Origin of the sequence: Niveispirillum sp., from assembly GCF_017996735.1 — a bacterium.
Lineage (GTDB): Bacteria > Pseudomonadota > Alphaproteobacteria > Azospirillales > Azospirillaceae > Niveispirillum.
Genome location: NZ_JAGOGJ010000002.1, coordinates 133,579 through 142,483 on the forward strand (window position 1 = coordinate 133,579; position 8,905 = coordinate 142,483).

Consider the following 8,905-nt stretch of genomic DNA (forward strand, 5'->3'; position numbering starts at 1 on the left):
CCCGATGACAAAGCCTGTTGCCGACCGTGGACGTGAAATCGAGACCCGGACCGTTCCGGCCGGCCGCCTGACCATGGCCGATCTGGCCGAACTGGCGCAGGTGTCGAAGATCACGGTGTCGCGGGCGCTGCGCGACAGCCCGACGGTGAAGCCCGATACGCGGGCCAAGATCCAGGCACTGGCCAAGGAACATGGCTATAAGCTGAACCTGTCGGCGCGCAGCCTGCGCCTGCAACGGTCCAACAGCGTGGCCGTGGTGGTGGAGATGAAGCCCAGCCCCGACCGGCCCCTGTCCGACCCGTTCCCCATGGCCTTGATGGGCGGCATCTGCCAGGAACTGACCAGCATCGGCTATGCGGTGGTGCTGACCACGCGGGACGGGGTGCATATGCCGGCGGTGCAGACGGCCGATGGCATCATCCTGCTGGGCCAGGGCAGCCATGACGAGGCGGCGGCGCAACTGGCCGACAGCGATGTGCCGCTGGTGGTCTGGGGGGCAGAGGCGCCGGAGCATGATTATGTGACGGTCGGGTCCGATAACCGCCAGGGCGGGGCGCTGGCCGCCGACCGTTTCCTGGCGCTGGGCCGCCGTCGCGGCCTGTTCATCGGTGACACCAGCCACGCGGAGATCGAACAGCGCCATGACGGGTTCCGCGACGCCATGGTTGCGGGCGGCGGGCAACTGGTCGGCGGCATTTCCTGCCCGTTCAGCATTGCGGCCGGGTCGGCGGCGATTGCCGACTGGATCGATGGCGGGGGCGCCTCGTTCGATTGTCTGCTGGCGGCCAGCGACCTTCTGGCCATCGGCGCCCTGCAGGCGCTGCAGGAACGCGGCATCGCGGTGCCGGACATTGTTTCCGTGATCGGTTACGATGATACGCCGCTGGGCGCCTGTCTGACGCCGCCGCTTTCCTCCGTCCACCAGGATTGGCAGGCGGGTGGGGAATTGCTGGCACAGCGCATCCTGTCCCTGATCAACGGGGAGGAGGTGGCATCGGTCAGCCTTCCGGCCCGGTTGGTGGTACGGGGCACCTGAGGGCTGGCTCATCCATTGCCTCAGTGCTGGCTCGCCCGTTGCATGGTTGGGCCGGCTGGCCGGGACTCTCCCGGCTGGCCAGGAAATATTTGCCGCCGGAGTCCGTTCCATGCCCAGCCTGAAGACCGTCCTAGACGCCGCCATCACAGCCGGTGAAACCGTGACGGACGAGATCGAGCTGTTCCGCGATGTGCTGAACCAGGCGGGCATGATCTGGGGCGGCGAGCGCGTGCGCAACGGGGCCACCGACAGTGCGATCATGGTGGATGACCGGCTGGATAGCTGGTCCGATTACCGGACCGTGGCGGCCAAGGATCTGGCCATCATGTACCGCAACCTGGCGGTGGGCGAGATCCTGCATTTTGTCTGGAACAACGGCACCGTGGTCGAGGCGCACAGCGTCATCATCTATGCCGTCGATAAGCTGAACGGTGTCATCACCGCCTTTGATACGGAGGGACAGGGCGGGGTGCCGCGCCTGTTCACCCTGCTGCCCTCCACCATCCAGGGGCCTGTGCAGATACAGAGCTTCAACAACAGCCGTTCGGAATATCTGCGCGGCGACATCAAGGGCCGGATGGATAATTACATCGACGGCGCCGATGGCAATGACACGATCGATGGCGGGCTGGGCAATGACACGCTGATCGGCGGGGCGGGCGATGACAGCCTGATCGGCGGCTATGGCGATGACAGTTTGGAAGGCGGGTTGGGCAATGACACGCTGATCGCCACGGCCGGCAATGATGTGCTGATCGGCGGCGGCGGGGTGGACCGTCTGATCGGCGGGTCGGGCCAGGACCGGTTCGTCTTTGCCCGCGCCAGCGACACGCGCCTGTCCACCGCCCTGACCTTCAACAGCATGGATGTGATCGTCAATCTGGACCTTGGCAACAACGGCACCTTGCTGGCCGACACGATCGAAGTGCCCTTTGCCGTGAACAGTGTCGTCGGCGGCGGTGTTGTCCGTGTCACCGGCATCTCCTTCTATGAGGCCATGAACGGTCTTTTCGCGCGCGGGCGGCCCCTGTACGACACCAACAAGGCCGGGCTGTTCAATTATCTGGGCGAGGTCTATCTGGTCGTGTCCGGACCGTCGCGCAGCAACAATCTGGGGCTGGATGATTACATCTTCCGCCTGCAGAATTTCTCCGGCGTGCTGGATGTGTCGGATTTCGGCTATTCGTATACGACCACCGACAGAACCGGCAAGGTCACGCTGAATACGACCGCCTCGGCCTATACGCTGACGGCAACGCAGGACAATCTTGTCTATCTGGGGGCGGCGAGTTTCCGCGGCACCGGCAATAGCGGCGCCAATTCCATCCAGGGCGGGGCCGGGAACGACACGCTGAATGGCGGCGTCGGCGCCGATACATTGGTGGGCGGGGCCGGCAACGACACCTATGTCGTCGATAATATCGGGGACAGCATTATCGATACCGCCGGCACCGACACGGTGCGGACCAGCCTGACGACCTATGTGCTGGGGACCGGTCTGGAGAATCTGCAATTCACCAGTACCCTTGATGCCACGGGCACGGGCAATGCCGTTGCCAACAGCATGGTCGGCGGGGATGGGGCCGATACGCTGACCGGTCTGGCCGGTGATGACACGCTGGATGGCGGTGCCGGGATCGACAGTCTGGTGGGCGGGGTCGGCAACGATACCTATATCGTCGACGATCCGGGCGACATCATCCTGGAACTGACGGGAGAGGGGACCGACACGGTGCGGGCCCGCGCCGCCAGCTATGTGCTGCCCGACGAGGTGGAAAACCTTGTCTATATCGGGCTTGGCGCCTTTGACGGCACGGGCAACGCCCTGGCCAATTCCATCACCGGCGGGACCGGGGCCGATACGCTGACCGGTGGTGCCGGCGCCGATACGCTTGACGGGGCCGGCGGCGACGATGTCCTGGCGGGCGGGGCCGGCAACGATGTCTATATCGTCGCGGCCGGATCGGTCACCATCACCGAACTGGCGGGCGAGGGCACGGACACGGTCCGCACCGCCCTGGCCGCCTTTACCCTGGCCGCGGAGGTGGAGAATCTGGTCTTTACCGGCACCGGGAATTTTGCGGGCGACGGCAATGATGGCGACAACCTTCTGACCGGCGGGGCGGGGGCCGATACATTGACCGGCGGGGCCGGCAATGACACGCTGGATGGCGGGGTCGGGATTGACAGTCTGGTCGGTGGCGCGGGTGACGATACCTATATCGTCGACAATGCCGGCGACAGGGTGGAGGAGGTGGCGGGCGGCGGCAACGACACGGTCCGCACCAGCCTGGCCACCTTTACATTGGCCGCGAATATCGAAAATCTGGTCTATACGGGTACCGGCACCTTTGCGGGAACGGGCAATGCCGACGCCAATGCCATCACCGGCGGTGCCAGGGCCGACACGTTGAGGGGCGGCGGCGGGGCGGACACTCTGACGGGCGGCGGTGGGGCGGACAGGTTCGTGCTGTCCGATGCCACACAGAGCCCCGTTGCCACACCCATCACCATCGCCGATTTCAGCACGGCCGACGGCGACCGGATCGACCTGTCGGGCATGGATGCCAACAGCGCCACCCCGGCCAATGACAGCTTCACCTTCATCGGCACGGCCTTGTTCTCCGGTGTGGCGGGGGAAGTGCGCATCCAGGCGGTGGGCGCGGATCTGCAAGTGCTGGGCGATCTCAATGGCGACGGCACGGCCGATTTCGCCATCACCCTGACCGCCCTCACCACCCTGGTGGCGACCGACATCGTGCTGTAGTGGTAATCCGCCTGGACCCGTGACCGATCCAGGAAGATTGCGTGTTCCTCAGACGCCGGGCGCCGCCATCCGGCGGCTTGGCTTACGGCACCACGCGGTGCCGGGCGGGCGCATCCGCGCCGTTGGGCTTGCGTACATGGGATCAGGCCGCAGCCACCACCTGATTGCGGCCCTGGCGCTTGGCGCAATAGAGCGCCCCATCGGCGGCCTTCAGCAGGGAGGGCCAGTCCCGGCCGTGCGTGCCGTACCAGGCGACGCCGAAACTGGCCGCCACCGTCACCGGGCCGGCGGGGCTGTCGATGGACAGGCGGGCCATCTCCTGGCGGATCTGTTCGGCCAGTGCCAAGGCCTCGTGACCGGTCGCGTTTGGCAGCAGCAGGCAGAATTCCTCGCCCCCCAGCCGGGCTACCGCATCGTCGGGGCGCAGAAGCCGGCGGGCCGTTTCAACCACGCCCACCAGCGTGGCATCGCCCACGACATGGCCATGCGTGTCGTTCAACTGCTTGAAATGGTCCAGATCGAAGGTGGCCAGCGCGAAGCCCGTGCCGTCGCGCGCCGCGCGGGCCCGTTCCTGGTCCAGCCGCGCCAGCAGCGCGCGCCGGTTCAGTGCCCCGGTCAGGGGGTCCGTGGCCGCCTGCCGCACCAGATGTTCCTGCAGCCGCCCCACCACCAGCCAGACAAGGCCCAGCGCGTGGCAGGTCAGCATCAAGGTGCCCACCAGCATGGCCGGGGCCAGGGTGGCGATGGCGGCCGGCCGTCCAAAACCGTTGGCCGCGATATAGACAAGGCGGGCCACGGCATAAAGCGACCAGCAGCCGTGCAATGCCGCCAGCGTCAGGGCCGCCGGGCGCACCTGCCCCTTGCCATTGCGGTAGAGCAGCCAGGCATTCAGCCCGGACGTGCCGCCCAGGACGGCAATGGTCACCGCGATGATCAGGCCCGCCCGCCCCGTCAGCGACAGCAGCGGCAGCAGCACCAGCATCGCCAGGAACGCGCCCACCGCCGCCCGCGTCGCCCATCGGGACAGGCCCAGGAACCGGTGAAAGCCCAGGCTGGTCAACAGCGCGCCGGCAAAGCAGAAGAAGAAGCCGGGCATGGCCGTCGGCTGGATCGTCTTCATCATCGACAGATAGAGCAGCAGGAAGCCGGTGAAATAGGCAGCCTGACCGGCCGCCCACGGGCCGATGCCGCTGATGTCGGGCTGATGCCGCCGGATGACCGTCAGCACCAGGGCCGTCACGCCCGCGATGACGCTGTTGGCTACAAAAATGGTGGCGAGATCCAAGGCCGGCAGCATCGGCAACCCAATGTTGTTCGACCGGATGCTACACCCGGCCGACCCTGCGGTGCCACTTCTCCTTGAAGAACACGGGCGTGTGCGGTCTTGTCGCGCCAATCATGCCTGCACGCCGTGCAGATGATCAGCCGCTGCGTTCGATCCGTTGCACGTAAGAGGTGATCAACTGGCGAATCAGGGTGGGGGCCGCCCGCAGCAATTCCTCGAACCGCAGACGCTGGATCACTTCGCACACGGTCAGTTCCACCGCCGTGACATTGGCCGCCCGGTTGGCATCGCGCAGCAGCGCCATTTCTCCGAACACCGATCCGGGGCCGGCCTGGCCCAGCACCTGAACCTGATCATCGGTCGTGTCCTTCCAGATCTCCACCAGGCCCGACTGGATCAGATAGGCGTTATGCGCCTCGTCCCCCCGGCGGAAGATGACGCGGCCGGGGGCGAATGTATCGCGGCGCAGCAGCTTGTGCGTGCGTTCCGACACGATGGGATCATCGGCGAACAATGGGTCGCCATGATCGGTGGGAATGCCGTTGATGGCCCGCAGCGTGCGCACCAGCGAATGCAGCACATAACGCACCAGGGGCGGGCTGGCGCGAAGCTGTTTCACGAAGACATCGCGGGAGATCACGATCAGCCGCGTCGGTTCCATGCTGGCGATGCAGGCCGAGCGCGGGGCATTGTCGATCAGCCCCATTTCGCCCGCGATCTCCCCCGGCCCCAGCGTGGCCAGCCGGTGCTTGGTGCCGTTGACGGCGCGGAAAACCTCCACCCGGCCGGCGGTGATCAGGAACGCATCACCCGACCAGTCGCCTTCCTTGATCAGCAGCTTGCCGGGGCCGACATTGATTTCTTCCAATTCCGGTTTCCTGTTCGGTGACGCAGGCGGGCAGTCTGCCCATGGAATATTAACAATCATTTACGTACGTCAGTATGACAGCACAAGGGCGGCATATCCCGAATTCCTGTGGCGGATGGGCGGTGGGTGGTTGCCCTTTTCCAATCCTTGGCTGAAAGTGCCCCTGTTGGGTCCGCGGTTGATCCAGCGGGACAGAGGCGGCGGACCGGCGGAAATGAGTGACAGCGGCTTTTTTGTGCGATTCTGGGGCGTGCGCGGCAGCATCGCCACCACCGGTGCCGACACGCTGCGGTATGGCGGCAATACCACCTGCCTGGAAATGCGCTGCGGCCCGCACCTGCTGATCTTTGACGCCGGCACGGGCATCCGGCTTCTGGGCGACGCTCTGGAGGCGACGGGAGAGCCGGTGACGGCCGACCTGTTCTTCACCCATTCCCATATCGACCATGTCGTCGGTTTCCCGTTCTTTTCCCCCTTCCATGACAAGCGCAGCCGCATCAGCCTGTGGGAAGGGCATCTGGGACCCGACCTGACGCTGGGCGGCGTGCTGGGCAGCCTGATGGCCGCCCCGCTGTTCCCGGTGCCGCTGCGCGGGCTGGAACGCTGCCTGGATTATCGGAAATTCATAGCCGGCCAGGTGCTGGAACCCCGGCCGGGCCTGGTGGTGCGCACCTGCCCCCTGAACCACCCCAACGGGGCCACGGGTTACCGGGTCGATTACCAGGGCCGGTCCATCTGCCTGATCACCGATACCGAACATCCGGCCCAGGGCCGGGACGAAACCATCGCCGATCTGGTGCGCGGCGCCGATGTCATGATCTATGATGCCAGCTATACCGATGCCGAATATGCCGACCATGTCGGCTGGGGCCATTCCACCTGGCAGGAGGCGCTGCGTCTGGCCGACCATGCCGGCGTGCGTCACCCGGTGATCTTCCATCACTGCCCCGACCGGACCGATGCCATGCTGGACGAGATCGCCGCCGCCGCCCGCGCCCTGCATCCCGGCGCCCTGGTGGCGCGGGAGGGACAGGTCATCACACCGGAGGGTGAGCGGGTCCTTTAAGCCAGGCATCGGCCGGCATGCATTGACATGCGGCGTCAGTCATTTGCCAGTTACTATCAATAGTCGTATTTCTTCTCTATCACTTCTACAAATAACGCGAACAATATCCGTGCGTTAATGCACAAACGGCTGGCGTAGCCAGTGCCTTCCGGCTTAAATCCTTCTCGCCATATCAGGGAAGGCCCGAAGAAGAATGCGACGGCGGTTGGCAATTGCGGGGATGGCGGCCGTTCTGGCGCCGGCCGGGGCCGGTGCGCAGTCCGTTCCCGGTGGCCGGTTGCCCGGCAGTGTGGAGCCGGGCCGCCCCAGCATACCCGCGCCGCTGGAGGAAATGCGCAAGGCGCCCAAGGCACAGTTGCAGTTTTCCATCCCGGCGCAGCGCAAGGGCGCCCCCGCCGCCGGGGCCGGCGACCTGCGGTTCCCCCTATCCCGGGTCATCGTGGAAGGGGCCACGGTGTTCAACCCGGAAATGGAATTTGCCGAGGCCATCGCCGCCCTGATCGCGCAGCCGGTGACCCTGGCCGATGTCGCCGCCTTGGCCGACCGTATCCAGGCACGCTATCTGGCTCTGGGCCATGGCCTGACCCGCGTGTTTGTGCCAGCGCAGGAATTGCGCGACCAGACCATCACCATCCGTGTCATCGAAGGCCATCTGGAACGCGCCCGGGTGGAAGGCGGGGGGCCGCGCGAACGGGCGCGGGTGGAGGCGCGGCTGGCCGATGCCCTGGCCGCGCGGCCGGCGCGCGTCGACCTGATCGAGCGCGGGCTGCTGCTGGTCGATGATCTGCCGGGCGTGACGGTCACGGGCCTGATACGACCGGGCGACAGTTTCGGGGCGGCCGAACTGCTGGTCGGGTATACGCAAACGCCTTATGCGCTGGTGGCCGGGGTCGGCAATCGCGGGTCGGAATTTGCCGGACCCTGGTCGGCCTTTGTCGATATCGCCGCCAATTCCCCCTTTGGCTTGGGTGAGCAACTGGGCCTGACCCTGTCTGCCACGCCGCAGATCCGCGAACAGCGGTCGGCCAATGGCCGCTGGGTGCAGCCGCTGGCCGGCAGCGGCCTGTCGCTGACCAGCAATGCCAATTATAGCCGGGGACGGCCGGGGGCCGCGCTGAAACCCTTCGCGGTGGCCACCGAATCCTATGGCGCAGGACAGCGCCTGTCGCTGCCGCTGGTCCGGTCGCGGGCGCGCAATCTGAGTGTGGAGGCGGGGTGGAACGCGCAGACCGCGACCGTGGAGCTGCTGAACCTGCCCTTCAGCCGTGACCGGTGGCGCAGTGTGGACGCCAGGATCAGCTATAGCGAGATGAAGTTCCTGGGGGGCGACCTGTTCGCCCAGGCCGGGGTGACACAGGGGCTGGATGTGGCCGGTGCAACCGGGCGGGGGGATCGTGAGGCCAGCCGCCTGCGGCCCGATCCCTGGTATATGAAGGTCAATGGGGAAATCGCCTATGGCCGGCGCCTGCCCGCCGATATCACCGCCACCCTGACGGTGGCCGGGCAATATACGCCCGACACGCTGCTGGCCGGCGAGGAATTCGCGCTGGGCGGCAGCCGATTCGGGCGCGGCTATAATGGTGGTGACCTGTCGGGGCCCAACGGGGTGGGGGCCGGCCTGGAACTGCGCCGCGCCTGGAATCCGGGGGTGGAGCAGGTGGACGGCGTGACCTTCTATGGCTTTGTCGATACGGGCCGGGTCTGGGACAGCGTGGCGGCCAGCACGCATCTGTTGTCGGCCGGCGGCGGCGTGCGCCTGGGGCTGCTGGGCAAGGCCAGCCTGTCGGCTGAACTGGCCCGCACCCTGCGGTCCCTGCCCCTGCCGGGGGCCGAGGGACAGCGGACAGGTCTGTTCATCGACCTGACGGTCCAGATCTGAGGGC

At 66.3% G+C, this 8,905-nt stretch carries 6 protein-coding genes; 4 read left to right on the plus strand and 2 right to left on the minus strand.

Features of this window, described 5'->3' with window-relative positions:
- Window positions 1-4 precede the first annotated feature (4 nt).
- The gene (locus KBA48_RS01485; RefSeq protein WP_292903046.1) at window positions 5-1,036 is read left to right on the plus strand and encodes a substrate-binding domain-containing protein; all 1,032 of its coding nucleotides are present in this window, start codon (window positions 5-7) and stop codon (window positions 1,034-1,036) included.
- Window positions 1,037-1,145: 109 nt separating this feature from the next.
- Entirely contained in the window at window positions 1,146-3,803 is a 2,658-nt protein-coding gene (locus KBA48_RS01490; protein WP_292903048.1) for a calcium-binding protein, read from the plus strand.
- A 142-nt stretch (window positions 3,804-3,945) separates the two neighbouring features.
- On the opposite strand, the gene KBA48_RS01495 is transcribed toward KBA48_RS01490, so the two are convergent.
- Entirely contained in the window at window positions 3,946-5,100 is a 1,155-nt protein-coding gene (locus tag KBA48_RS01495; RefSeq protein WP_292903050.1) for a GGDEF domain-containing protein, read from the minus strand.
- A 124-nt stretch (window positions 5,101-5,224) separates the two neighbouring features.
- Window positions 5,225-5,956, minus strand: coding sequence for a cyclic nucleotide-binding domain-containing protein (locus KBA48_RS01500; protein ID WP_292903052.1), 732 nt, complete (start codon window positions 5,954-5,956; stop codon window positions 5,225-5,227).
- A 214-nt stretch (window positions 5,957-6,170) separates the two neighbouring features.
- On the opposite strand from KBA48_RS01500, the gene KBA48_RS01505 reads away from it, so the two are divergent.
- Together KBA48_RS01505 and KBA48_RS01510 are read left to right on the plus strand one after the other, a co-directional pair.
- Window positions 6,171-7,022, plus strand: coding sequence for an MBL fold metallo-hydrolase (locus tag KBA48_RS01505; RefSeq protein WP_292903054.1), 852 nt, complete (start codon window positions 6,171-6,173; stop codon window positions 7,020-7,022).
- A gap of 220 nt (window positions 7,023-7,242) precedes the next feature.
- Entirely contained in the window at window positions 7,243-8,901 is a 1,659-nt protein-coding gene (locus tag KBA48_RS01510) for a ShlB/FhaC/HecB family hemolysin secretion/activation protein (RefSeq protein ID WP_292903056.1), read from the plus strand.
- Window positions 8,902-8,905 lie beyond the last annotated feature (4 nt).

What these genes read in the sequence shown, in the direction of transcription:
- KBA48_RS01495 (WP_292903050.1), bottom strand. Translation starts at nt 5,100, where the DNA reads ATGCTGCCGGCCTTGGATCTCGCCACCATTTTTGTAGCCAACAGCGTC.
- KBA48_RS01485 (WP_292903046.1), top strand. Translation starts at nt 5, where the DNA reads ATGACAAAGCCTGTTGCCGACCGTGGACGTGAAATCGAGACCCGGACC.
- KBA48_RS01490 (WP_292903048.1), top strand. Translation starts at nt 1,146, where the DNA reads ATGCCCAGCCTGAAGACCGTCCTAGACGCCGCCATCACAGCCGGTGAA.
- KBA48_RS01505 (WP_292903054.1), top strand. Translation starts at nt 6,171, where the DNA reads ATGAGTGACAGCGGCTTTTTTGTGCGATTCTGGGGCGTGCGCGGCAGC.
- KBA48_RS01510 (WP_292903056.1), top strand. Translation starts at nt 7,243, where the DNA reads ATGGCGGCCGTTCTGGCGCCGGCCGGGGCCGGTGCGCAGTCCGTTCCC.